Annotated in this window: 25 protein-coding genes and 1 pseudogene; 14 read left to right on the plus strand and 12 right to left on the minus strand. The window is 27.9% G+C overall.

Features of this window, described 5'->3' with window-relative positions:
• Window positions 1-2 precede the first annotated feature (2 nt).
• The gene (locus AC5SLT_RS06715; RefSeq protein WP_494591814.1) at window positions 3-425 is read left to right on the plus strand and encodes an FxsA family protein; all 423 of its coding nucleotides are present in this window, start codon (window positions 3-5) and stop codon (window positions 423-425) included.
• Entirely contained in the window at window positions 409-831 is a 423-nt protein-coding gene (locus AC5SLT_RS06720; protein WP_494591815.1) for a protein-export chaperone SecB, read from the plus strand. Before AC5SLT_RS06715 ends, AC5SLT_RS06720 begins: the two co-directional genes overlap by 17 nt.
• Here the strand turns inward: AC5SLT_RS06720 and dnaQ are convergent.
• From dnaQ to AC5SLT_RS06745, 5 genes are read right to left on the minus strand one after another with little or no spacing between them, the layout of a single operon-like run.
• Window positions 824-1495: a DNA polymerase III subunit epsilon gene (gene dnaQ, locus AC5SLT_RS06725; protein WP_494591817.1), complete on the minus strand. Its 672-nt coding sequence runs from the start codon at window positions 1493-1495 to the stop codon at window positions 824-826. The two genes, AC5SLT_RS06720 and dnaQ, sit on opposite strands and share 8 nt — an antisense overlap.
• A gap of 1 nt (window position 1496) precedes the next feature.
• Entirely contained in the window at window positions 1497-2066 is a 570-nt protein-coding gene (gene coaE, locus AC5SLT_RS06730) for a dephospho-CoA kinase (RefSeq protein ID WP_494591819.1), read from the minus strand.
• Window positions 2063-2860: a shikimate dehydrogenase gene (gene aroE, locus AC5SLT_RS06735; protein ID WP_494591821.1), complete on the minus strand. Its 798-nt coding sequence runs from the start codon at window positions 2858-2860 to the stop codon at window positions 2063-2065. Before aroE ends, coaE begins: the two co-directional genes overlap by 4 nt.
• The gene (locus AC5SLT_RS06740) at window positions 2857-3444 is read right to left on the minus strand and encodes a Maf family protein (protein ID WP_494591823.1); all 588 of its coding nucleotides are present in this window, start codon (window positions 3442-3444) and stop codon (window positions 2857-2859) included. The genes aroE and AC5SLT_RS06740 overlap by 4 nt, the downstream gene beginning before the upstream one ends.
• On the minus strand, window positions 3437-4261 hold the full coding sequence (locus AC5SLT_RS06745; RefSeq protein ID WP_494591825.1) for a pyruvate, water dikinase regulatory protein: 825 nt from the start codon (window positions 4259-4261) through the stop codon (window positions 3437-3439). The genes AC5SLT_RS06740 and AC5SLT_RS06745 overlap by 8 nt, the downstream gene beginning before the upstream one ends.
• A gap of 284 nt (window positions 4262-4545) precedes the next feature.
• Here AC5SLT_RS06745 and hemE point away from each other — a divergent pair, with 284 nt between their 5' ends.
• The 9 genes from hemE (at window position 4546) to AC5SLT_RS06790 (ending at window position 14073) form a co-directional block, all read left to right on the plus strand.
• Window positions 4546-5547, plus strand: a complete 1002-nt coding sequence (gene hemE / locus AC5SLT_RS06750; RefSeq protein ID WP_494591827.1) for a uroporphyrinogen decarboxylase — start codon at window positions 4546-4548, stop codon at window positions 5545-5547.
• A complete protein-coding gene (hemH, locus tag AC5SLT_RS06755; protein WP_494591829.1) occupies window positions 5548-6582 on the plus strand; it encodes a ferrochelatase in 1035 nt (344 codons plus the stop codon).
• Entirely contained in the window at window positions 6575-7009 is a 435-nt protein-coding gene (gene hemJ, locus AC5SLT_RS06760; protein ID WP_494591831.1) for a protoporphyrinogen oxidase HemJ, read from the plus strand. The genes hemH and hemJ overlap by 8 nt, the downstream gene beginning before the upstream one ends.
• Before the next feature lie 66 nt (window positions 7010-7075).
• Window positions 7076-8344 (plus strand): transcription termination factor Rho, encoded by a 1269-nt coding sequence (gene rho / locus AC5SLT_RS06765; RefSeq protein ID WP_006997560.1) that lies wholly within the window; start codon window positions 7076-7078, stop codon window positions 8342-8344.
• 68 nt (window positions 8345-8412) lie between these two features.
• Window positions 8413-9744: a tRNA uridine-5-carboxymethylaminomethyl(34) synthesis GTPase MnmE gene (gene mnmE, locus AC5SLT_RS06770; protein WP_494591833.1), complete on the plus strand. Its 1332-nt coding sequence runs from the start codon at window positions 8413-8415 to the stop codon at window positions 9742-9744.
• A 165-nt stretch (window positions 9745-9909) separates the two neighbouring features.
• Entirely contained in the window at window positions 9910-11781 is a 1872-nt protein-coding gene (mnmG, locus tag AC5SLT_RS06775; RefSeq protein WP_494591835.1) for a tRNA uridine-5-carboxymethylaminomethyl(34) synthesis enzyme MnmG, read from the plus strand.
• Complete coding sequence (locus AC5SLT_RS06780) at window positions 11781-12422, plus strand: 16S rRNA (guanine(527)-N(7))-methyltransferase RsmG (RefSeq protein ID WP_494591837.1); 642 nt, start codon at window positions 11781-11783, stop codon at window positions 12420-12422. Before mnmG ends, AC5SLT_RS06780 begins: the two co-directional genes overlap by 1 nt.
• Window positions 12423-12430: 8 nt before the next feature.
• Entirely contained in the window at window positions 12431-13225 is a 795-nt protein-coding gene (locus tag AC5SLT_RS06785; protein WP_494578050.1) for a ParA family protein, read from the plus strand.
• Window positions 13225-14073, plus strand: coding sequence for a ParB/RepB/Spo0J family partition protein (locus AC5SLT_RS06790; RefSeq protein ID WP_494591839.1), 849 nt, complete (start codon window positions 13225-13227; stop codon window positions 14071-14073). Before AC5SLT_RS06785 ends, AC5SLT_RS06790 begins: the two co-directional genes overlap by 1 nt.
• On the opposite strand, the gene holA is transcribed toward AC5SLT_RS06790, so the two are convergent.
• From holA to AC5SLT_RS06810, 4 genes and pseudogenes are all read right to left on the minus strand, one after another.
• On the minus strand, window positions 14063-15058 hold the full coding sequence (gene holA, locus AC5SLT_RS06795; protein ID WP_494591840.1) for a DNA polymerase III subunit delta: 996 nt from the start codon (window positions 15056-15058) through the stop codon (window positions 14063-14065). The two genes, AC5SLT_RS06790 and holA, sit on opposite strands and share 11 nt — an antisense overlap.
• A 3-nt stretch (window positions 15059-15061) precedes the next feature.
• Entirely contained in the window at window positions 15062-15511 is a 450-nt protein-coding gene (locus AC5SLT_RS06800; RefSeq protein ID WP_494591841.1) for a hypothetical protein, read from the minus strand.
• Window positions 15511-18065: pseudogene (gene leuS / locus AC5SLT_RS06805) on the minus strand (leucine--tRNA ligase). The gene AC5SLT_RS06800 and the pseudogene leuS overlap by 1 nt, the downstream one beginning before the upstream one ends.
• A 46-nt stretch (window positions 18066-18111) precedes the next feature.
• Window positions 18112-18684, minus strand: coding sequence for a DUF3576 domain-containing protein (locus AC5SLT_RS06810; RefSeq protein WP_494591842.1), 573 nt, complete (start codon window positions 18682-18684; stop codon window positions 18112-18114).
• A 174-nt stretch (window positions 18685-18858) separates the two neighbouring features.
• Here AC5SLT_RS06810 and AC5SLT_RS06815 point away from each other — a divergent pair, with 174 nt between their 5' ends.
• A complete protein-coding gene (locus tag AC5SLT_RS06815; protein WP_494591843.1) occupies window positions 18859-19884 on the plus strand; it encodes a hypothetical protein in 1026 nt (341 codons plus the stop codon).
• Window positions 19885-19945: 61 nt separating this feature from the next.
• Here the strand turns inward: AC5SLT_RS06815 and AC5SLT_RS06820 are convergent, their stop codons facing one another.
• Together AC5SLT_RS06820 and AC5SLT_RS06825 are read right to left on the minus strand one after the other, a co-directional pair.
• Window positions 19946-21496: a tetratricopeptide repeat-containing sulfotransferase family protein gene (locus tag AC5SLT_RS06820; RefSeq protein ID WP_494591844.1), complete on the minus strand. Its 1551-nt coding sequence runs from the start codon at window positions 21494-21496 to the stop codon at window positions 19946-19948.
• Window positions 21497-21505: 9 nt separating this feature from the next.
• A complete protein-coding gene (locus AC5SLT_RS06825) occupies window positions 21506-22054 on the minus strand; it encodes a thiamine phosphate synthase (protein ID WP_494591845.1) in 549 nt (182 codons plus the stop codon).
• Between AC5SLT_RS06825 and AC5SLT_RS06830 the strand changes: the two genes are divergently transcribed.
• Complete coding sequence (locus AC5SLT_RS06830; protein WP_494591846.1) at window positions 22049-22711, plus strand: YggS family pyridoxal phosphate-dependent enzyme; 663 nt, start codon at window positions 22049-22051, stop codon at window positions 22709-22711. The two genes, AC5SLT_RS06825 and AC5SLT_RS06830, sit on opposite strands and share 6 nt — an antisense overlap.
• Here AC5SLT_RS06830 and AC5SLT_RS06835 read toward each other — a convergent pair.
• Window positions 22708-23184 carry a L,D-transpeptidase family protein gene (locus AC5SLT_RS06835; RefSeq protein WP_494591847.1) on the minus strand — a complete coding sequence of 159 codons (477 nt, stop codon included), beginning with the start codon at window positions 23182-23184 and terminating at the stop codon, window positions 22708-22710. The genes AC5SLT_RS06830 and AC5SLT_RS06835 overlap by 4 nt on opposite strands.
• A gap of 32 nt (window positions 23185-23216) precedes the next feature.
• Between AC5SLT_RS06835 and AC5SLT_RS06840 the strand changes: the two genes are divergently transcribed.
• The gene (locus AC5SLT_RS06840) at window positions 23217-23798 is read left to right on the plus strand and encodes a winged helix-turn-helix domain-containing protein (RefSeq protein ID WP_494591849.1); all 582 of its coding nucleotides are present in this window, start codon (window positions 23217-23219) and stop codon (window positions 23796-23798) included.

Raw genomic sequence — 23798 nt, forward strand, 5'->3', positions numbered from 1 at the left:
AAATGAACACATTTTTATTATTATTAGTTGGTATTCCAATCGTTGAGATTTATTTGTTTATCAAGCTGGGTTCTCAAATTGGAACCTTTAACACCATTTTACTTATCTTTATTACAGCTTTTTTTGGCATTATCTACGCAAGATATGAAGGTTTTAACACTCTTAAGTCTGGAATGTCCCAAATGGTAAAAAATGAACTTCCAGTTTATGAGATTATTTCAGGGGCTGCTTTAGCGTTTGCAGCATTACTTTTGATCTTACCTGGTTTTGCTACAGACTTCTTAGGATTATTGATAATATTTCCACCGACAAGAAAATTGATATTTAAAAAAGTATCAATTAAACAAAAACCCATAAATAAAAAACAAGATTTTATTAATGGTGAATTTGAAGATATAGAGGATGAAAATGACAGAAAACTTTAAAATATTAGCTGAGTTTGTAAAAGATATTTCAGGCGAAACAGCAGATATTCAAACTTATATTTTTGTTAAAGAGCAAATTTCAAAATATCATCTAAATATAGATATAAATTCAAAAGCTTTAAAAAATAAAATGATTGAGGTTAATACAACCTTGAAGTTTGATGATAAGGAATTAAGTGAAAAAAGATCATACTTTGAAATAATTTATACTTCTATTGTTAAAATTGATGATGCTATAAATGATAAAAAAGATTTGGAAAAAATTATATTATGCGATGTTCAAAATAAAATTTACCCCAACCTGGAAAAAGCATTTCTAAATTTAATTCATAATTCTGGATTTCCAGAAGTAACCATAGATAAAAAAATAGATTTTACAGAGCTATATAAACAAAGAGCTAATTAAAAAAATTTTTCTTTAAACTGCTTTTTAGATATTCCTTATGTAACTTAAGCTCATCCTCAGTCGGCTTAATAACTTTTTTATAATACTGATTAATATTGTTTGCATTTATTATCATTTTTTCATTATCTTCATTTTTAAAATTTAATGTGGGCTCTTTTTGGTCTAATAAATTAATATAAACTTTGGCTAATAAATCACAGTCTATAAGGGCGGTATGTTGTGTTCTTTTTGAATTGTCTACTCTGTATCTTTTGCACAATGCATCAAGACTTATAGGAGAGCCTGGAAATTTATCCCTAGCTAAAGCAAGTGTGTCTACAACATTTTTACTGTCTAATTTTTCCTTACCTAGTAATGCTAATTCATTATTTAAGTGAGATAAGTCAAATTCAGCGTTATGTATTACGAGTCTCTTATTTTCTATGAAACCCAAAAACTCATCCACTATATCTCCAAACTTTTTGTGGGTAGATAAAAATTCATCTGTATAACCATGAACTTCTAGGGCTTTTTCAGAAACTTTTCTTTCAGGATTAAGATAGCAATGAAATCTATTTTTGGTTGGTATCAAATTTTCTAACTCGATGCATCCAATTTCTACAATTCTATGTCCGTCTCTAACAGATAGTCCTGTTGTTTCAGTGTCTAGTATCACTTCTTTCATTTTATATAATTTTTTTTAGTATTTTTTTTACACTTTTCTTAACAAGCTTATTGGTAAAATTATTTTTAATAACATGATTGGCTTTTTTCTTTTTATAGTTTAGTGGTAACTGTATTTTTTTAAACTGATTATATAAATTTAAATTAAAATTATCTCTTTTTTTTAGTCTTTTAATAATTTCACTTTTTTTTGACTGAACAAAAACTATTATATCACTTTTTTGGTTTAATTTATTTTCTAATAAAAGAGGAATGTCTAAAATTATAGCTTTTCTTTTTTTATTTTTTTTTAAAAAAATAGTTAATTTCTTTCTAACTTCTGGATGAATAATTTTAGTAATTTTTTTTAAATTTTTTTCACTATCCTCTATTGCTTTTATAATTTGTATTTTGTTTGCTGGAAATACTGAAAAATATTTAGGTAAATTTTTTTTTAATTTTCTAAAACAATTTTTGTTTTTTTTATATATGCTTGCTACTTCTTGATCAGCATTAAAAACTGGATAACCAAAAAGTTTAGCAATATGGCTTTTTCCAGAACCAATATCTCCTACAACTGCAATTTTAATCATACATCTAAAAGATTAATTATTTCATTGTCTACTTCTGGTACAACTTTATGCCAGATAAAAAAGGCTTTTTGAGCTTGATAAATAAACATCATTTTACCATTTTTTGTTATTCCACCGTACTTTTTTGCATTTTTTAAAAAATTTGTTTCTGGTGGGTTATAAATTACATCATAAAAAAATTTGTCTTCGCTTATTTTTTTATAATTAATATTAATTTCATCTTCCACTTTTAATCCAATGCTTGTTGCATTTATAATTATATCAAAATCTAAAATTTCTCCCCATTTAACTATTTCAATTTCTGGAAAGTGTTTCTTTAACTCTATTGCTTTTAATTCTGTTCGATTACTTAAATAAATTTTTTCAATTTGCATTTTTTTTAGCGCAACAATAATTGAAGGAACAACTCCACCCGCCCCAAGTATTAGAGCTTTTTTATTTTTAGTTTCTTGTTCTGTTTTTTCTAAACTAAGTTTAAAACCTTCAATATCAGTGTTATCGCCTAAAATTTTATTATCCTTTTTATAGATTGTGTTCACTGATTGAGAAATTTTTGCTTCTTCGCTTAATTCATCTAAAAAAGGTACAACCGTTTTTTTAAATGGTACTGTTACATTTATTCCATGAATTTTTTCTTCTCTGATATTAAAAATTAAATCTTTTATCTCATTATTATTTAAAAGCTTTTTTTCATAGGTTGCATTAATTTTATATTTTTTTATCCAATAATTATGTAATTTTGGTGATAAGCTATGATCAATTGGATTTCCTATAACTAAAAAAGTTTTTTTCATTTTATAATTTTAAGATATTCTTTAATTTTTTTGACTGGAAGGCCCATAATTGTATCTTCATCTCCTTCTATCTTTGAAAATAAATTTCTTCCTTCTCCTTCAATTTGATAAACATTATAAGCATAGAGATCCTTATCAGAAATTTTTTTTAAGTAGTTCTCTAATTCTAAAAAAGTCATATTTTTCATGGTTAATGAGGCTTTATCAGTGTAATTCCATATCATCGATCCACCCCTTGATATACAAACTGAACTTATCAATTGATGAGTTTTTCCATTCATCCTTTTAAGTATTTCTAGGGCCTCTGCTCTATCGTTTGGCTTTGATATTATTTCACCTTCTAAATCTATTACACTATCTGCTCCAAGAACTATTTCTTCTATAAATTTTTGGCTAATTTTATTAGCTTTTAATTCTGCTAAGTTTTTTGAAATAATTGTTGGAGTTGCCTTTTCTTTTTGCAAACTTTCTTTAACACTGTCCTCATCCACATTGGATGGTTCTATTTTACACTTAATGTTATTTGCCTCTAAAATCTTTTTTCTCACAACACTTTTTGATGCAAGTATTATTTCTTTAACCATTATTTTTTTTTATTTCATATATTTTAATTATTGATGCTGCGGTTTCTTCTACTGATTTTCTAGTAACATCAATTGTTGGCCATTTATATCTGGTAAATGTTTTTTTGGCTTCATTAATTTCTTTTTCTATCTTATTGATATTTGTATAATTTGTATTTTCCTTTTCTTTAAGCGCATTCATTCTATTTTTTCTAATATCAACTAATCGCTGAGGTTCAGTTGTTAAACCAACTACACAAGAAAGATTAGGATTCTTTTTTAAGCTTTCTGGTATTGATTGCTCATTTACCAAAGGAATATTTAAAGTTTTATAACCTCTGTTAGCAAGATAAATTGATGTTGGTGTTTTGCTTGTTCTGCTTACTCCCAATAATATTAAATCCGCTTTATCTACATCTTCAACAAGATTTCCATCATCATGGGCCATGGTAAATTGGATGGCCTCTATTCTTTCATAATACTCCTCGTTTAAAGCATGTTGCCCACTTGGGACGTGGGATGCCTTTTGATTTAAAAGTTTAGAGAAGTTCATTATTAAATTTCCCAAAACACTAAAGCATGGAATTTTTTTTTCATCTCCTTTGTTTGCTAAAAACTTTGCAAGAGAAGTGTCAACAATTGTATATAAAATTATTGCATTATCATTTTTTTTCGCCTCATCGATTATTTTAGAAACTTGATTTTCTGTTCTAGTAAAAAAATAAGATTTAACATCATATTCTATGTTCTTGAATTGAGCTTTAATCGCTAAAAAAACCCTATCCAGTGTTTCACCCGTGGAGTCAGAAATAAGGTATATTTGATATGTATTACTCATAAATAAAATGTTGATAATTAAGTATTATTTTTATCATTCTTTAAAATAATCTTGTTTGTTATTTTTCTTTGTAAAAACCCATTTTTATAAACATTAATAAACATGTTAAGAAATAATATACATTTTATCTAATAATATTAAATAAACCCTTAAATTTAAGACTATGTTCTAATTCTATAAATTATTAATTGTTGATAAATAATGTATAAAAACTGAAAAACAATTAATTACCATTATTCACATACTATATAACTAATACTATAATTAATTATTTACTTATTATTATGACACCTATTCAAGACACCATAATAAACAAAAAAACAAATAATTCTCCAATATGGTTGATGAGACAAGCGGGTAGATATTTACCAGAATTTAGAGAAATTAGAAAATTAAATTCAGATTTTATAAACTTATGTTTAAATGAAAACTTATCTTCAGAAATAACCTTACAACCTCTTAAAAGATTTGATTTAGATGCTGCAATAATTTTTTCTGATATTTTAATGGTCCCACATGGATTGAACCAAGAAGTAAAATTTGAAAAAAATTTTGGTCCAAAACTAGGTTCATTAGATTTAGAAAAAATATCTAAGATTGATGAAATTGATTTTATAGAAAAATTATATCCTGTTTATAAATCAATTAAAAAGGTCAGTGAAAACACTTTAATAAAAAATAAAAACTTAATAGGGTTTGTGGGTGCACCATGGACATTATTAGTTTATATGATTAATAAACATTCCCCCAAAAAAAAATTAGTAAAAGATTTTTTTAAAGATGAATTTTTAATAAATAGAATTTTGATAATTTTAGAAAAGTTTTTGAAATTACATATTGACCAGCAAATTAAAAACGGTGCAACAGTAATTCAAATTTTTGACAGTTGGGCTGGTCTCTTAGAAAAAAAAGATCTACCAAACTATGTATATGTGCCAACATTAAATTTAGTGAATTACATTAAATCACTAAATATTCCTGTAATTTGTTTTCCAAGAGGAATAAAAAATTATAAAAATTATTGTGATATTGTTAAACCTGATGTGATTAATATTGACTATGATGTTGATCCTGTCTCGATATGTAGAGAAATAAAAATACCAGTTCAAGGTGGCCTTGATCCTAAAGTTTTGTTAACAGATAATGAAAATTTGAAAAAAGAAACATTAAAATATTTAAACATCTTTAAAGATCATCCCTATATATTTAATTTGGGTCATGGGGTGTTACCCGAAACCAATCCCGACATGGTCGACTACTTGGTCAAAACAGTGAAAGATTATTAAATGAAAAAAGCAGTAATTTTATTTAACCTTGGTGGTCCTGATAAAATTGAAAATGTAGAGCCATTTTTATTTAACTTATTTAATGATCCTGCAATTTTAAATCTACCAACTATATTAAGATACCCTTTGGCAAAATTGATATCCAACAGAAGAGCACCAGTTGCTAAAAAAATCTATGAAGAGCTTGGTGGCTCCTCACCGATATTAAAATTAACCAAGGAACAATCAGAAGCGCTTGAAATAAAGTTAAACCAAGCTGAAACTGACAATGAATATAAATGTTTTATTGTAATGAGATGTTGGAACCCAAGAGCAAATGATGTGATCAAAGATGTTCAGCTATTTGACCCCGAAGAAGTTATTTTAATGCCCCTTTATCCACAATATTCTGCCGCAACCTCTGGGTCTTCAATTAAAGAATGGAAAGATGTCTGTAAAAAAAATAACTACAAAGTTAAAACAAGCACAATTTGTTGTTACCCTACAGATCAAAATTTTATCAACGCACACACAAAAGAAATAATAAAAAAAATTAAGGATCTTAAAAATTTTAAACTAATATTTTCTGCTCATGGCCTGCCAGAAAAAAATATTAAAAAGGGAGATCCATATCAATGGCAAGTAGAACAATCTGTTAAAAAAATAGTTGAGAATTTGAACATTGAAAACTTGGATTGGATATTAAGTTATCAAAGTAGAGTTGGTCCACTGAAATGGATAGGACCATCCACTGAAGATATAATTGTTGAAAATTCTAAACTCGGCAAGCATATCGTGTTGGTCCCTATCGCATTTGTTTCTGAACACTCAGAAACATTGGTTGAACTAGATATAGAATATAGGGAAATAGCAAATGCTAATGGATGTAAAAATTATACACGTGTTCCGGCTCTTGGCATTAATGAGGATTTTATTAAAGCAATGTCGGAATTAATAATAAAAAAAAATGAATATAAATTAAGTGAAAATCTTTATCCTCCAAAAATTCAGTGTCCTTCAAATTTCAAAAAGTGTCCTTGTTTAAATTATGAATAGTTATTTACTGTTTAAAAGTCTTCATCTAATAGCCATAATTTCTTGGATGGCTGGCCTTTTATATCTTCCAAGAATTTTTGTTTACCATGTTGAAAATATTGATCATAAAATTTCATCCACAATATTTAAAACAATGGAAAGAAAATTATTTTATTTTATCATGATGCCAGCAATGATTTTATCCTGGATTTTTGGATTAATATTAATCTCTGTTATTGGCTTTGAAATTATTTTAACCCTTTGGTTAAAACTAAAATTAATATTAATAACTTTATTAACAATTTATCATTTCTATTTAGGTAAATTACTCAATGATTTTAAACTAGATCAAAATACTAAATCCTCTAAATTTTTTAGAATAATTAATGAAGTACCAACAATATTGCTTATTTTGGTTGTTTTTATTGTTATATTTAAACCGATCTAGGCTTGAAATACTCGTTAGAGTATATATATTCAAATCATCCAACAACCTTAATCACAATCCCTCAACATGAATATTCAAGAACTAAAACTAAAATCCTCCGAACAATTAATAGCTCAAGCAGAAAAGCTTGGGATTGAAAATGCTAGCACACTTAGAAAACAAGAAATTTTATTTGCTATACTAAAAAAAGTTGCAGAAAAAGAGGAGATAACTGGAGCTGGAGTGTTACAATTATTACAAGATGGATTTGGTTTTTTAAGAGCAATGGAATCAAACTATTTAGCTGGACCAGACGATATCTATGTTAGTCCAAGTCAAATTAGAAAATTTGGTTTAAGAACAGGAGACACAGTCGAGGGCCCTGTTAGAGCGCCCAAAGAGGGAGAAAGATATTTTGCATTATTACAAGTAGAAAAAATAAATTTTGAAGAACCAGAAAAAGCTCGTCACAAAATTGCGTTTGATAATTTAACCCCACTCTACCCAAATAAACAAATGGTGATGGAAGTTGAGACAACCAAAATTGAAAAAAAACCAGATTTAACCCCAAGATTAATTGACCTTGTAAGTCCAATTGGAAAAGGTCAAAGATCAATAATTATATCTCCTCCTAAAGCAGGTAAGACAATGATTTTACAAAGTATTGCAAACTCAATTGCAAAAAACTATCCAGAAAGTTACTTGATGGTTTTATTGATTGATGAAAGACCAGAAGAAGTAACGGATATGAAAAGAACGGTTAAGGGTGAGGTTATCAGTTCTACCTTTGATGAGCCTGCATCAAGACACGTTGCTGTAGCTGAAATGGTAATTGAAAAAGCAAAACGATTAACCGAGCATAAAAAAGATGTAGTAATTTTATTAGATTCAATCACAAGATTGGGTAGGGCTTATAATGCAGTAATCCCAAGTTCTGGAAAAGTATTAACAGGTGGAGTTGACGCGAACGCTCTTCAAAGACCAAAAAGATTTTTTGGTGCTGCAAGAAACATTGAAGAAGGTGGATCTTTAACAATCATCTCAACAGCTTTGATTGATACGGGATCAAGAATGGATGAAGTAATTTTTGAAGAATTCAAAGGAACTGGAAATAGTGAAACAGTTCTAGATAGAAAAATTGCTGAAAGAAGAATTTATCCAGCAATTGATATAACTAAATCTGGAACAAGAAGAGAAGAATTATTGTTTGATAAAGATGACCTTTCAAAAATGAATGTGCTAAGAAGAATTATCAGTCCAATGGGAACAATGGATGCTATTGAGTTTATTAATTCAAAACTTAAAGAAACAAAAAGTAATGCAGATTTCTTTAGCTCAATGAATAAACCAGCTTAACACAGTTGTACCCTCACCAATTAATTTAAAGTTTTACAGAACTACAAAATTGAAGCTATAATATTAGCATGACAATTTATGCTCTCTCTACTGGTCCAGGAATTTCTGGAATAGCAATTGTTAGAGTTTCTGGAGAAGACACCAAGAAAGTAATAAAGCTATTAACAAATATACAGCTGCCTAAGCCAAGAGTTGCTACATTAAGAAAAATCAACAAAATCAATACTTCTGAGCTAATTGATGAGGGTATAATATTGTGGTTTCCTGGCCCTGAGAGCTACACAGGCGAGGATATGGCCGAATTTCATATACATGGTAGCAAAGCTGTAATTGACGCCTTGCACCACTCTATTTCAAAAATTGAAAACTGTCGTCTAGCTGATCCTGGAGAGTTTACAAAACTTGCTTTTCAAAACGGAAAAATAAATTTGCTTAAAGCAGAAAGTGTTTCAGATTTAATTTCGGCAGAAACTGAAATTCAAAGACAACAAGCAATAAAAATTATGAATGGAAAATCTGCATATAAATTTAATATTTTAAGAGAAAAACTTTTAAAAATTTTATCTCACGTTGAAGCAAAAATAGATTTTCCAGATGAAGACCTGCCTGAAGATATTTTGAAAAATATTAAAAAAATTTCCAATGAAGTAATTTTAAATATTAAAAAAATTTTAGATGATCAAAAAGTTGGAGAAAGGATTAGAGAAGGTTTTAAGATTGCAATCGTAGGACCAACCAACGCTGGAAAGTCTAGTTTACTAAATCACCTTTCTAATCGAGATGTAGCAATCGTTTCAGAAATTGCTGGAACTACAAGAGATGTGATCGAGACGCATTTAAATATTGATGGTTATCCAGTTGTTGTTTCTGATACTGCGGGAATTAGAGATTCTAAAAATGAAATAGAAAAAAAAGGAATAAAATTAGCACTTGATAAAGCAGAAAATGCAGACTTAAAGCTGATCGTTATAGACGCTAAAAACATTGATTTTAAAGGAGTTTTGAAGGAATTGATGGATGAAAATGCAATTCTTGTAGTTAATAAATCTGACCTTTTAAAAGAAGATTTAAATTTTGAAATAAAAAATTATGAACATGTTTTAATTTCAGTAAAAAACAATCTCAACGTAGAAGGTTTAATTTTAAAAATTAAAAATAAATTGAAAAATAAATTTATCACAAGTGAAGATATTTTAATTACCCGTGCAAGACATAGACAACATCTTGAACAAAGCTTAAATTATTTGAAAAACTTTGAAGAAAAAAATGAAGCAGAGGATTTTGATAAAGCTGCAGAAGATCTTCGTTTAGCCACACGACACTTAGGAATGATAGTTGGAAAAGTAGATGTTGAAGAGATATTAGGTAGTATTTTCAATGATTTTTGCATTGGCAAATAATCAACATTTAAGGGGTTTTTTAGCCTATTTTCTCTATTTTAGTTGATAGCTATAACTAATTCTTCAATTTTAATCATAAAAATGTAGTCTTAATTAGCTTAAGAAATATTTATTAAAAAAATACTGTCTGCTTGTAAATATTTATATCAGTTATAAATTTAACTTATGAAAAATGATTTATCATTTGAGGTAGTAGTTATTGGAGGAGGACATGCTGGTTGTGAAGCTGCCGCAGCGTCTGCTCGTCTTGGTGTTAACACTGCCCTATTTACACACAAAATTGAGACCATAGGAGAGATGTCTTGTAACCCAGCGATAGGTGGTCTTGGTAAAGGTCACCTTGTTAGAGAGATAGATGCCTTAGACGGTGTGATGGGAGAGGTTGCTGATAAATCAGGTATACAATTTAGATTATTAAATAGAAGCAGAGGGCCAGCGGTACAAGGACCTAGAACACAATCAGACAGATCATTATACCGTAAATATATGCAAGAAAAATTACTAAACTGCTGTAATTTAAGCGTTTTTTCTGATCCTGTAATAAGATTTATTTTTAATAAAAACACTATAAGTGGTTTTGAAACAAAGTCAGGAAAAAAAATTTTATGTAACAAGCTAATCTTAACAACGGGCACATTTTTGAATGGTTTGATTCATATTGGTGATGAGAGAACACCAGCTGGAAGGTTTGATGAGAAGCCTTCAACAGGGTTAAGTGAACAACTTGAAAAATATGATTTCAAAATAGGAAGACTTAAGACAGGGACACCACCAAGACTAGATGCTAGAACAATTAAATATGACAATTTAGAAGAACAGTTTGCAGATGAGGATCCTTACTTTTTTTCTTTCTTAACTAAAAAAAATATAAATAAGCAAGTTTCATGTCGGATGACTTATACGAATGAAAAAGTTCATAAGATAATCCAAAAAAATTTAAAAAGAAGCGCGATGTATTCAGGTAGCATACAGGGGGTTGGTCCACGATATTGTCCTTCAATAGAGGATAAGATAGTAAAGTTTGCAGATAAGGACCGTCATCAGATATATTTAGAGCCTGAGGGCCTAAATGACCACACAATATACCCTAATGGAATATCTACTTCACTACCTGAAGATGTTCAGCTAGAAATTTGTAATAATATCAACGGTTTAGAAAATGTTGAGATAATTAGACCAGGATATGCCATAGAATATGACTATATTGACCCTAGAGAACTATTTTTAACTCTTGAAACTAAAAAAATTCAAAATTTATATCTTGCTGGACAAATAAATGGGACGACTGGTTATGAAGAAGCTGCAGCTCAAGGATTAATTGCTGGAATTAATGCTGCGTTATCATTTAAGAAAGAAGAGCCATTTATTTTAGATAGGTCAGATGCATACATTGGAGTTATGATAGATGATTTGGTAACGAAGGGTGTTGCAGAGCCTTACAGAATGTTCACTTCAAGAGCAGAATACAGATTAAGTCTCAGAGCAGATAATGCCGATCAAAGGTTAACAAATAAAGGAATTGAAATTGGATTAATATCAAAACAAAGGGAAGATATTTTTAAAGATAAAGAACATAAATTAGGAATAATATCCAAAATAATGTCTGAATCATCAATATCTCCAACAAAAATAAACAATTTTAATATTAAAATTGCAAAAGATGGTATTATAAGGAAATCTAATGAAATATTAACTCAAAAAGGTGTTAATATGAAAAAAATAAGAGAAATTTGGCCTGAAATTCCTTATTTTGATAAAAAAATAGACGAGCAAATTGAAATAAATGCTCATTATAGAGGTTATCTTAAAAAACAAAAAGCAGATATATTAGCATTTAAAAGAGACGAAAACTTAGTTATACCTGAAAATGTTAATTATGATGATCTTTCTGGACTATCAAATGAGGTAAAAGCCAAATTTAAACAAATAAAGCCAAAAACTATGGGACAAGCACTGAGAATTGATGGAATAACTCCTGCAGCTGTATATATTTTGTTGTCACATGTAAAAAGAAAGTCTATTAAGCTAATAGCTTAATGGAAGAAATTTTTAAAAAATATTCACTACTAAAATACCAAAATGTTCCACGTGAAACATTAATTGAGTTTGAGCTATTTATATCAATGCTACAGCAGGGAAATGATAAAATTAATATAATAAGTAAAGAAACTGCCAAAAATGAAGTTATTAGAGCTCGTCATATAATTGATTCAGCACAAATCATTGAATTTGTTGATTTAAATAGCAATATTATAACAGATATAGGTTCAGGTGGAGGTATGCCAGGTATAATTATATCAATTATGATTAAAAATCGAAAAAATTTAGCCAAAGTTCATTTATATGAAAAAAGTCACCATAAAAGCTCTTTTTTAAGAAAAGTATCTAGAGATTTAAAATTAAATACTGAAGTTATGCAAGAAAATATTTTTGAGGCACAAAATTTAGACTCGGGTACAATAATGGCAAGAGCTTTTAAACCTTTACCAATAATTTTAGATTTAGTTTATAAAAATTTTAGCAATTATAAAAATTTAATTGTATTCATGGGAAAAAACGGAGAAAAAGTTTTAGAAGAAACTTTAATGAATTGGGATTTTGATTTTGAAAAAAAAAAAAGTATTACGAGCGAAGACTCATTTTTATTAAATATAAAAAACATTAAAAAAAAAAATTAAAAAACTAAATGCAAATTATTTCTGTCATAAATCAGAAGGGTGGAGTTGGAAAAACAACAACAGTAATTAATCTTGCAGCAGGTTTAGCCCAACAAGAGAAAAAAGTTTTAGTAATCGACCTTGATCCACAAGGAAACGCTACTACAGGACTGGGTCTATCCAATTTAGAAAGTTCAACCGAAACTATTTATGGAGTGTTGAATGGTTCGAAGGTGATTTCTGATGTTATTAAGAAAACGGAGTTCAAAAATTTAGATATCATTACTTCGAATGTCGATTTATCTGGGCTTGAGGTTGAGACAGCTGATGATAGCATGAGAGCATTTATTTTAAAACGTGAATTAACCGCTTATTTAAATGATTCTAGAGCAACCTATGATTATGTGCTTATAGACTGTCCACCATCACTAAGCTTGCTTACAGTTATGGCTCTTGTGTCTTCTCACTCACTATTAGTTCCACTGCAGACTGAATTTTTTGCTCTGGAGGGTTTAACCCAGCTAATGAAAACTATAGAACGGATAAAAGTTAATTTAAATCCTGAATTAAAAATTAGAGGCATACTTTTAACAATGTTTGATAAAAGAAATAAGCTATCCACACAAGTTGAAAAAGAAGCAAGAGACTATTTTAATGAAAAAGTTTATCTAACAGTGATTCCAAGAAATGTTAGACTGTCTGAGGCACCATCTCATGGCATGCCAGTTTTAATGTATGATAAATCTTGTCCCGGTAGTAAATCATATTTTAACTTTACAGATGAATTTATTAATCAAGAACAAAAAATAGGGAGCGCCGCATAATGGATGCAAATAAAATAAAAAAAGGCCTAGGTAGAGGTTTGTCATCTTTAATAGGTGAAACAAAAGTAGAAATAAATATCAATAAAGTTTCGATATCTGATCTCGTAAGTAATAAATTTCAGCCAAGAAAAACATTTGATGAGGAAAGTTTACAAGATTTAACTAACTCAATAAAAGAGAGGGGTATTATTCAGCCAATTATTGTCAGAAAGTCTATTGAAGATAACTCAAAGTATGAGATAATTGCAGGTGAGAGAAGGTGGTTGTCAGCACAAAAAGCAGGGCTACACGAAGTTCCAGTGGTTATAACGAACGTAGACGATTTAAAATCTTTAGAATTTGCAATTATTGAAAATGTTCAAAGAAATGATTTAAACGTAATAGAAGAAGCACAGGGTTACCAGCGTCTTATTGAAGAGTTTTCATATGATCAAGAAAAAGTAGCGCAATTTATTGGAAAAAGTAGAAGCTATATTGCTAATTGTTTGAGGTTACTCAACCTTCCACAAGCAGTTTTAAAGTTAATTCAAACGCAAAAATTATCAGCAGGACATGCAAAAATTTTAGTAGGTCTGGATAATGCAGAGTTTGTTGCAAATAAAATAATTGAAAAAAATCTTTCAGTTAGGCAAGTAGAAAATTTTGTTAAAATATTTAAAACTAAAAAGCACTCTCTTAAAACATCTAAGGATATTAACCTACAAGTCTTGGAGAACTCAATTAGAGAAAAAATTGGTCTTAATGTTTTAATTAAAAATAAAAAAAATAATTCAGGATCTTTATTATTAGAATATAAAGATCTAGATCAGTTGAATAAAATAATTGAAATTATAAAATCTAATTATTAGTTTTTTTTGAATTATTAATTATAAAATCTGCTAATATATTTTTTGCAAGCGCTGAGTTTTTTTTAACTAAAAGTTCAATTTCATTAGTTTTATAAATTAACTGTTCTAATCCATCTTTTTTCCAAGACCTTATTTGTTGAATAACAAGAGGTTTGTCTTTCCAAAAAATTGGTGGTTTACAAGCAGAAATTGCTTGTTCAATATTATTTTTTTCATCAACTAATTCATAAATTTTAACTAGTCTTTTTAGTTTAGCTAATAATGTTCTAATAATTATGATATTATCTTCGTCTGAATAGTTGTTTTCACCTAAAATAGTGACTGTTTTCCTAGTATTTTTAGCTAATGAGTGATCTACGAGTTCTGAAGCACTATAATTGTCTGCAAGGTTAGTTAACTTAATTATTTCTTGAATGTTCAAATTTTTTTTATTTAATGAAAAATTTTCAATCTTTTCTAATTCATTATTCAGATTTTTTCTATCACCCCTGCTTCTTTCTACTAAAACGTTAATTAATTGCTGAGATATTGGGATTTTTTTATTTCTAAAAAAAAGACTAATAATTGAGTTTAAAGTTTGATTATTATCTTCATAAAACGGGATGCATACAATTGATTTTTGTTTTTCGAATAGTTTTCGTAAAGTTGATTTTTTTTCTAGATTTTTTGAATTTAAAATAAATTGAATATCTTCAGTTTTCTTTTCTATTAACTCTTCAATGATCTCTCTAATTTTGTCTGTTACTCTATTTATGATTATAAGCTTTTCGTTATCAAAAAATGACTTTGTAAAAACATTATTATAAAAATCATCTATATTGTCTAATATTTCTTTCTCCTCATACCTATGAATTTTATTTTGATATTTTTTTAAAAAAAAATTTTTGATAGTATCTTCTTTTAAACCCTCATTATCTCCATAAAAAAGATAAAAATTATAATTTTCTAATTTTAATTTATTTAGTTCAAATGATTTTAAAATCATCTCCTATGTCCTTAAATAAATAAAAATCTTTTCTGATATTTCGTTAATTAAATTTATTTCAATATTTTTTTGGTATTGAGAAAGATCAAATTTACTTTCAGTATTATTATAAGTAAAACTTGAATAAAATTCTTTTTGTTTAATGATTGTGTCATCATCAGTAAGAGAAAAATTTACCATAATAGAGGATCTATAGACTGAGGGATTTCCAGTTTTGTCCTTTGAAATAACATCTATCTTTTTTGAGCTTTTTAATATTAAGGCGTATCCAGACGTTGAGTTTTTATCCTCTTTGATTCCTAAAGAAGACATAACCATTTTATTTATTTTTTGATCTCCGTTAAGAGTGATGATATTTATTTGCTGCTTTAAATCATTTTTTAGATAAAGAGGCTCATAACCGCAACCCCAAAAAAAACAAAATAACAATAATAAAGTAATTTTTTTTAACATTATTTTAAAATTAAGTTTATTAATTTATCCTTTATAAAGATAGTTTTAATAATAATTTTTTCTTCTATAAATCTTTGTAGTTCTTTTGTTTTTTTAACTTCTTCAATTAAATCTGACTCTTTAATATTTTTTTGCATTAAAATTAAACCTCTTTTTTTTCCATTAATTTGTATAACTATCTTGCACAGATTACTTTGAAGATATCTATCTTTAATTTCAGGCCATAAGTAATTTTTATTAGTGGTAATTTCTTCCAGACATTCGCTTGCAAGATGTGGTGTAATAGGAAGCATTATAGTTAGAATTTTTATATAGTTAGCAATTAAGTTCTTATTAAACGACTTCCCCTCTAATAATTTATTAAAAAAAGTATAGATTTCATGTAAATTTGCGATGATAACATTATAGCTAAACTTATTTAAGCTAACGTTAATTTTATTTATTGTTTGATTGGTAAACTCTTCTATAGATTCACTAAAAATTTGATCTTCTTTTTGTTGCTGCTGAGAACTAAGAACTATTTTTTTATGCAATATCCAAAATTTTTGTATGAATTTGTATGATGCAATCATTCCTTGGTCTGACCATTGTACATCCTTTTCTGGTGGACTGTCAGATAGGATAAATAATCTAACTGCATCTGCCCCATAATCTTTAATCATTTGTTCTGGATCAATGGTATTTTTTTTTGATTTAGACATTGATTCTGAGGGACCAACTTTTACTTTTTCTGATGTATTAATTTTACTAAAAAAATCTTTTCCATTTTCAGAAAAAACTTCATCTGGGCTTAGCCATTTATTATTTTGATCTTTATACGTTTCATGACAAACCATTCCTTGAGTAAATAAACCTTTAAACGGTTCTTTAACTTTAATTTTATCAATTTTATAATCTAGTGCTCTTGTAAAAAATCGTGAATATAAAAGATGCAATATAGCATGTTCTACTCCACCTATATACTGATCAACAGGCATCCAATAATTAACTTCATCTATATCAAAACCTAAATCTTCATTTTTAGGTGAACAAAATCTTAAAAAATACCAGGAGGAATCTACAAACGTATCAAGCGTATCCGTTTCTAGCATGCATTCCTCATCATCAATAATAATTTTCCTCCAATTTTCTTGGTGATCTAATGGATTGCCACTGGTATTAAGGTTTATGTTGTCAGGTAATTTAATTGGAAGTTTTTCCAAAGGCACTTTAACTATTTCATTATTTTTTTTATAAGCAATTGGAATGGGGCAACCCCAATATCGTTGTCTAGAAACTCCCCAATCTTTTAATCTAAAATTTATTTTTTTTTTCCTATTTTTCTTTCTTCTAATATTTTAATAGTTTCTATAATTGATTGTTCAGGAACTTTTAAGCCATCTAAAAATTTAGAATTAAAGATAACTCCTGGCCCTGTATAAGCTTCTTTTGAAACTTTAAAATCATTACCTTTATCATTAGGTTTAACTACAGAAATGACATCTAAATTATATTTCAAAGCAAAATCTAAATCTCTCTGGTCATGCGCTGGACAGCCAAATACTGCCCCAAAGCCATAATCCATTAAAACAAAGTTCGCAAAATAAACAGGCACTTGCTTAGTTTCATCAAGTGGGTTTATTGCAGTTAAATTAGTTTTAAATCCAATTTTGTCAGCTTGAGCGATAGATTCTTCTGTTGTACCTGTTTTTGAACAAGCGGCTTTAAAATTAATAAATTCTTCATTATTTTCATATAATTTTGATATTGGATGATCAACTGATACAGCTAAAAATGAAAAACCAAATAAAGTATCTGGTCTAGTTGTAAAGCAGCTAATGCTTTTAACGTTTGGATTACCCTCAACTTTAAAGTCTATTTCACAACCAAAAGATTTACCAATCCAATTCTTTTGCATAACTTTAACTTTATTAGGCCACTCATTAAGTTGATCGAGACCTTGCAGTAGATCATCTGAAAATTTAGATATATTAAAAAACCATTGACTAAGCTTTTTCCTTTGAACAGGAGCTCCTGATCTCCAACCTTTTCCATCAATTACTTGTTCATTTGCAAGAACTGTTTGATCAACTGGATCCCAATTAACATAATTTTCTTTTCTATAAACCAACCCTTTATCATAAAGTTCCAAAAAAAATTGTTGTTGATGTTTATAATAATCAGGGGAACAAGTAGATATTTCTCTATCCCAATCGATTGAAAGTCCTAACTTTTTAAGCTGAGCCTTCATTGTAAAAATATTTTTTTCAGTCCAATCTTTAGGATCTAAATTATTTTGTCGAGCCGCATTTTCAGCAGGCATACCAAATGAGTCCCAACCCATTGGATGCAGAACATTATAACCCTGAAGAGATTTATACCGTGCCAAAACATCACCAATAGTATAATTTCTGACATGGCCCATATGAATTTTGCCAGATGGGTAGGGAAACATTTCCAAGCAATAAAACTTTTTTTTACCCTCAACTATTTCTGCTTTGAATGTTTTGTTTTCAAGCCAATAATTTTGCCATTTCTCTTCTACAACTTTAAAATTATATCTTTCAGGATCCATAAATAAAATGGTTTAATCAATTAAATAATAAAACAATTTAAATTACTTAAAAATTTTTTCCAGGGATTTTGTAATCTCCAGTTTCTTCTTTTATTGTTGCAACGTCATTATTTTTAATTTGTGCTGCTTTTTTTAAAATTTCGAATTTTATTTCTCCATTTAAATCATTTTCAATTTTAGTAATCTTACAATTATTTTGAGCGCTACAAATTTTTTTATGAATGATTACATTGATAGCATCAGATCTTATTTCGTTAGTTAAAAATCTAATGGTAATTTTGATCTCTTCATTGGAAGTTTCGTTACTAAACCAATCAGTTACAATTATTCCACCTGCATAATCAACATTGTTTAAAGGGGCAAAATTTAATTTTTCTAATGAAGCTCTCCATAGAGGATTTGATGAAGCAAATTGAAAATCACCAGAACCACGATTTCCAACGTTGCCAATTTTAAAACCCCTACCTTCTTTAACATTCTTTGCTATTCTGTCATTAGCATTTGTTGGAATTTCTCTAGCATCAGTTTTTCTGTAAATTCCACAAGAATTAAGCGTTAGGGAAAATGTGATTAAAATTAAAATCAAGATTATTTTTTTGAATTGTAAAATTTTGTTCATTAGTGCAAATAAGGTTTTTAGTTAATTAACACTTTTCAGGAAAATTGCTTGAAAAAACAAGCAAAATAGTCATAAAAAATGTGATATTTATGCAACAAATAGAAAAAAAATTGTTAAAAAATGCTAAAAAACAGCAAATATATAAATTTACGTATATTTATTATGCATTCATTAATGAAAACAATAACAAAAGGAATAAACATGAATGATATGAAAAAAATAGGATTAACAGCTTTAGCTGGTTCTCTTGTTGCATTCTCAGCTAACGCTGCAGAAATGTCAGTAAGTGGTGCTACTGTGTTAACTTACACATCAGAAGATAGTACAGAAGTAACTGGTAACCCACTTGGTATGAAAACTAACCTAGCATTTACTGCTTCAGGTGAAGTTAACGGAATGACTGTTTCTTACATGCAAGTATCAAAAGATCAATTTGCTGGAATGTCATCAGCTAGATTATCAGTTGATATGGGTGATTTAGGAAACTTATCATTAGACCAAGGTTCAGGATCTGGATTAGCTACAATCGATGATAAAACGCCGACTGCTGCTGAAGAAATCTGGGATGGTCTAGACACTACTACAAGTGGTAGAGTTGGTGCTGTTGGAAGTTCTGGTGTATTAAATTACGTTAACACTTTCGGTGGTGTAACTTTTAATGGTGCTATCAAAAGAGGATCAGGCACATCTAACGCTGATGGTGCTTCATCTGCTGATGGTGAAGGTTCTGGTTATGACTTCGCATTAACAACTGATGGCTCTATGTTAGGCATTGATGGCTTAGCACTAGGTTTTGGTTATGGTGAAGTAGAAGCGGGACAAACAGCTTCAACTGCAGGTGATAATGGTGATACAACTAATATGACTGGTTTCGTTAATTACTCTATCGGACCTGTAACAATTGGTTACCAAGAGTCAACTGAAGATGCTGGTGGAAACAATGGTGTAAGTCAATACTCTAACAGATGGGGTGTTGCTTTTAACATCAATGAAAACCTTTCAGTTTCTTACGGTGAAGCAGAAACTGAGTTTGCTAACAATTCAGCTGCACACGTAACTGAAGACTTAGAAGGTATCGCTATTGCATACACTATGGGTTCAATGAAAATTGCTGGAAACCAAAACGAAGGTTCTAACATGGCTGGATCTGCTGGATCAAATGATAAAATGACAGAAATTGCTGTTTCATTTGCATTCTAATACAGTTTAAAAATTATAGAAAAAAGCCCCAATTTATTGGGGCTTTTTTTTTGTCTAAAATCTAAATTAATTTATTTAAATCAGTAAGATAAGCAGCAAACTTTTCAAATGAATTTTTTGAACTTGTATAAATTGGTTTTCTAGCTTGTGCAGTACTTAATGTCTTAATTGGAGTTTTGTTGTTATAAAATTTCAAGCAATTTTCTTCCCAATCTAGATCACAAAATTTTATCATCTTTTTAATTTCATTTTCAGGATCTTCAATGATTTTTTCATATTGAGCATCATAGATTGAATTGGGAAATTTTTCTTTCCAAAATCTCATAAGATCTAAATAAAGATTATAATATGTACCAAGCTCTTTTTGATTGTATCCAAAATCTAACCCCCCCTCAAAGAAATTTTTAAAAATTGATAGACAGTTATCTTTTGGATCTCTTGAGCAATGTATAATTTTAGAATTAGGAAAAAGTATTTTAATAAAGCCAATCCATCTAAAATTTAATGGAGCTTTATCAGTTATAAAAGGCTCAGATGCGTTAAATCTTTTTAAAAAATCATAATAATCAGCTCTTAATTCATTAACAAATTCTTCATTTGAAAATAAATTGGATATATTCTCTTTTGATAAATCGTCATTCATCATAAGCTTAGTCTTGACTATTCTAGAGAGCTGAGGAAGTTCTCCTGCCCCAAAAACACTTGAATGAGAGGTTATTATTTGCTCAGTTAAAGAAGTGCCAGATCTTGGCATTCCAAGAATAAATATTATTTTTTTTTTATTTATTGTGTCAGTAATATTTGTGTCAAATTTAGCTTTTGAAAAAATATTTTTTAATTGATCAAAAAAATTAGTTTCATTATTGATATTAAAGTTTAATGATTTTCTACGTATTGTATTAGCTAAATCCAAATTGTTGAATGATTTTTCAATTAAACCCATATCTTCCTCTGCTTTTGCAAGAGCAAAAAATAAATTTGTTTTTTGGTCATCATTTAATATTAGATTATCTTTTTTAGAATTCATTTCTTCGTAATGTGAATCTTTAACTTGATATTTTTTTGACTGAGAAATTAACATATCTGCCTGTGTAAACCTTGGTTCAATTTCAAGAGTCTTTTTTGCATAATCTATTGCAAGGTCAAAATTTCCTAAACCTTGATAAGCAAGAGCTAAAGAATAAAAAATAGTTGGAATTTGTGGATTTATTTCTAAGGCTTTGTTGTATAGATCTATAGCAAATTCAAAATCGTTATTATCTCGTTTAAGGTTACCATAGTTTACATAGGCATTAACGTAATCAGGTTTTTTTTTTATTATTTTTTTAAATAAATCTTCAGATTGTTCAATTTCACCGATATTTTTGTAAACATTAGCTAAATTATTCATGATTGCTATATTGTTTGGATCCATTTTATAACCTTTGATAAAAGTCTCTTTAGCTAGTTTTAGATCACCAATACTTTGATAGGCAGATCCTAAAATATTGTATAAAATTAAATATTCAGGAATTTTTTTAATAAGCTTTTTTGTTTTACTGATTAAGATATCATATTTAGCACTATTAAATAAATTTAGTAAAATTTTAATTTCATTTTCAATATTATTCATTGTTATTTTTTATATATTATTATGATTAATAAAATAAGAAATTCCTGCAAAACCATAGTTTTTTAACAAATTTAGTTTGTTAATATTTAATTGATTAATACCACCTAGAGCAATCACTCTTACATTTGTCTTTGCTGCAAGCAGATTAAACCTTATAGGGCCTAAAAATTTTTTACTTTTATTAATTTTAAATATAGGTGATAAAAAAATTAATTTTACACCTTGTTGTTCTTTTATTTTTATTTCTGGTACAGAATGTGCAGAGCCAATAATAATAAAATCTTTTTTGAAATTACTTTTATTAAAATTTATACTTTTATTAAATGATGGCAAATACACACCATCCAAATTAAGTTTTATTGCTAATTTTAAATTGTTGGATAAGAAAAAATTTCTACCTTGTTTTTGACAAGCTCTTTTGATATTAAGAATTAACCCCTCATCATATTCTGTTTCATAATTTCTAAAAATTATTGCAACTTTTTTTGGCAATTTTCTGATATGATTTTCATCATATGTATTAATAAAAAAATATAATTTAGGTAACTTGCTATGCATAAAAGTGTTTATAATTTAATTCAGATTGAAAAAGAAATACAATCAAATATTATCAATCTTAATACCATTACTAAATCACCAAAAATTATTGCTGTAAGTAAAACACATCCTATAGACAGTATATTGCCATTGATAAATCATGGACATTTAGATTTTGGTGAAAATAAAGTACAAGAAGCAATAGATAAATGGAGTGATATAAAAAATAAAAAGAATAGCATAAAACTTCATTTAATTGGAAGACTTCAAACTAATAAAGTTAAATTTGCTTTAAAAATATTTGATTATATTCATTCATTGGATAGTGAAAAATTAGCTAATAAAATTTCTGATGAACAAATCAAACAAGGAAAAAAACCCAAGATATTTATTCAAGTTAATATTGGTAATGAAGATCAAAAATCTGGAATAAATAAAGAAAGATTGGATGATTTTTATAAATTTTGTAAGGACTTGAATTTAGATATTATTGGCACAATGTGCATTCCACCAAACAACGGAAATACAGAAAAATTTTTCTTTGAGATGAGCAAAGTAAACCAAAAGTTAAATTTTACAGAATTAAGTATGGGCATGTCAGGAGATTACTTGGAGGCAATTAAAAACAGTGCAACATATGTCAGAGTAGGTTCAAAAATATTTGGTAACAGAACTTAACCTATTTTGATTTTAGTTTTTTGATCAATTAATTTTAACAATATTTCAAAATCTTTTTTTATTAAAGCAATACATCCTGCTGTGGGTTTGTAATTGTTTGTTAAATGAATAAACACAGCACTTCCTTTGCCTGGTATTTTTCTTTCATTGTGACTAATTGAAATTATATAATCGTACTTATGATCATTTCTGTGTAGATTTTCTTTAAGTCTTTTATTCTGAGTTTTAAATTCTTCATTGTATTTTTTGTGGTTTTGATCATCACACCAAGCCATATTTTTTTTTATATTTTTTTTATAGATTTTGCACTCCGGAATACCAACACGATCTTTTCTAAAATATAATTTTCTTAATTTAAATAACCCTTTAGGAGTTGAATGATCACCTTCTTTTTTGTTAGAATTTATGCCATTTTTTCCAATACAACATCTTAATCTAAAATCATCAATTATAAGAGTGTTTTTATTTGGCACATGAATTATCATAGGTGATATTAAATATAATTATGCAAAATGTTTTTATTATAAATTTTAATTCACTATATGAAATTTTAGACGAGATAAAAGAAAATTTATCTTTTAAAATTATAAAAATTAAGAATGAAGAAGATTTAAGAAACAATCTTGATTTAGATAAAATAGATTTTCTAGTAATATCAAAAACTGACTATAAATTATTATTAAATAATAATATAACTGATAAAAACTTTTTAGATTTTAATGATTTACCTCTATCCTTAAAAAAATTATTAGAATTAATCAATATTAAATTAATAAAATTAAAATTTAACCAACAATCTAAATTGGTTATTAAAGGATATGATTTAAATTTAAATTCTAAATTTCTCTCTAAAGACAATTTAAAGTTAAAATTAACAGAAAAAGAAATTGAAATTATTTTATATTTAAATAATACAAAAATTAAACACAATGTTGCAGATTTACAAAAAAATATATGGGGTTACTCAGCAAATATGGAAACCCATACTGTAGAAACACATATATATAGATTGCGAAAAAAAATAAGCGATTTATTTGATGATGAAAAATTTATATTAAGCCATAAAAAAGGCTATTTTATTGACTAA

The sequence above is a fragment of the Candidatus Pelagibacter sp. PS_11 genome (assembly GCF_059417975.1).

Coding starts and splice junctions, on each gene's coding strand:
- AC5SLT_RS06810 (WP_494591842.1), bottom strand. CDS start 18,684: ATGAACAAAATTTTACAATTCAAAAAAATAATCTTGATTTTAATTTTA.
- AC5SLT_RS06745 (WP_494591825.1), bottom strand. CDS start 4,261: ATGAGTAATACATATCAAATATACCTTATTTCTGACTCCACGGGTGAA.
- AC5SLT_RS06720 (WP_494591815.1), top strand. CDS start 409: ATGACAGAAAACTTTAAAATATTAGCTGAGTTTGTAAAAGATATTTCA.
- AC5SLT_RS06800 (WP_494591841.1), bottom strand. CDS start 15,511: ATGTTAAAAAAAATTACTTTATTATTGTTATTTTGTTTTTTTTGGGGT.
- holA (WP_494591840.1), bottom strand. CDS start 15,058: ATGATTTTAAAATCATTTGAACTAAATAAATTAAAATTAGAAAATTAT.
- AC5SLT_RS06830 (WP_494591846.1), top strand. CDS start 22,049: ATGCATAAAAGTGTTTATAATTTAATTCAGATTGAAAAAGAAATACAA.
- AC5SLT_RS06820 (WP_494591844.1), bottom strand. CDS start 21,496: ATGAATAATATTGAAAATGAAATTAAAATTTTACTAAATTTATTTAAT.
- AC5SLT_RS06715 (WP_494591814.1), top strand. CDS start 3: ATGAACACATTTTTATTATTATTAGTTGGTATTCCAATCGTTGAGATT.
- coaE (WP_494591819.1), bottom strand. CDS start 2,066: ATGATTAAAATTGCAGTTGTAGGAGATATTGGTTCTGGAAAAAGCCAT.
- AC5SLT_RS06815 (WP_494591843.1), top strand. CDS start 18,859: ATGAAAACAATAACAAAAGGAATAAACATGAATGATATGAAAAAAATA.
- hemH (WP_494591829.1), top strand. CDS start 5,548: ATGAAAAAAGCAGTAATTTTATTTAACCTTGGTGGTCCTGATAAAATT.
- AC5SLT_RS06840 (WP_494591849.1), top strand. CDS start 23,217: ATGCAAAATGTTTTTATTATAAATTTTAATTCACTATATGAAATTTTA.
- AC5SLT_RS06785 (WP_494578050.1), top strand. CDS start 12,431: ATGCAAATTATTTCTGTCATAAATCAGAAGGGTGGAGTTGGAAAAACA.
- dnaQ (WP_494591817.1), bottom strand. CDS start 1,495: ATGAAAGAAGTGATACTAGACACTGAAACAACAGGACTATCTGTTAGA.
- AC5SLT_RS06780 (WP_494591837.1), top strand. CDS start 11,781: ATGGAAGAAATTTTTAAAAAATATTCACTACTAAAATACCAAAATGTT.
- AC5SLT_RS06740 (WP_494591823.1), bottom strand. CDS start 3,444: ATGGTTAAAGAAATAATACTTGCATCAAAAAGTGTTGTGAGAAAAAAG.
- hemE (WP_494591827.1), top strand. CDS start 4,546: ATGACACCTATTCAAGACACCATAATAAACAAAAAAACAAATAATTCT.
- hemJ (WP_494591831.1), top strand. CDS start 6,575: ATGAATAGTTATTTACTGTTTAAAAGTCTTCATCTAATAGCCATAATT.
- aroE (WP_494591821.1), bottom strand. CDS start 2,860: ATGAAAAAAACTTTTTTAGTTATAGGAAATCCAATTGATCATAGCTTA.
- AC5SLT_RS06825 (WP_494591845.1), bottom strand. CDS start 22,054: ATGCATAGCAAGTTACCTAAATTATATTTTTTTATTAATACATATGAT.
- mnmE (WP_494591833.1), top strand. CDS start 8,413: ATGACAATTTATGCTCTCTCTACTGGTCCAGGAATTTCTGGAATAGCA.
- mnmG (WP_494591835.1), top strand. CDS start 9,910: ATGAAAAATGATTTATCATTTGAGGTAGTAGTTATTGGAGGAGGACAT.
- AC5SLT_RS06790 (WP_494591839.1), top strand. CDS start 13,225: ATGGATGCAAATAAAATAAAAAAAGGCCTAGGTAGAGGTTTGTCATCT.
- rho (WP_006997560.1), top strand. CDS start 7,076: ATGAATATTCAAGAACTAAAACTAAAATCCTCCGAACAATTAATAGCT.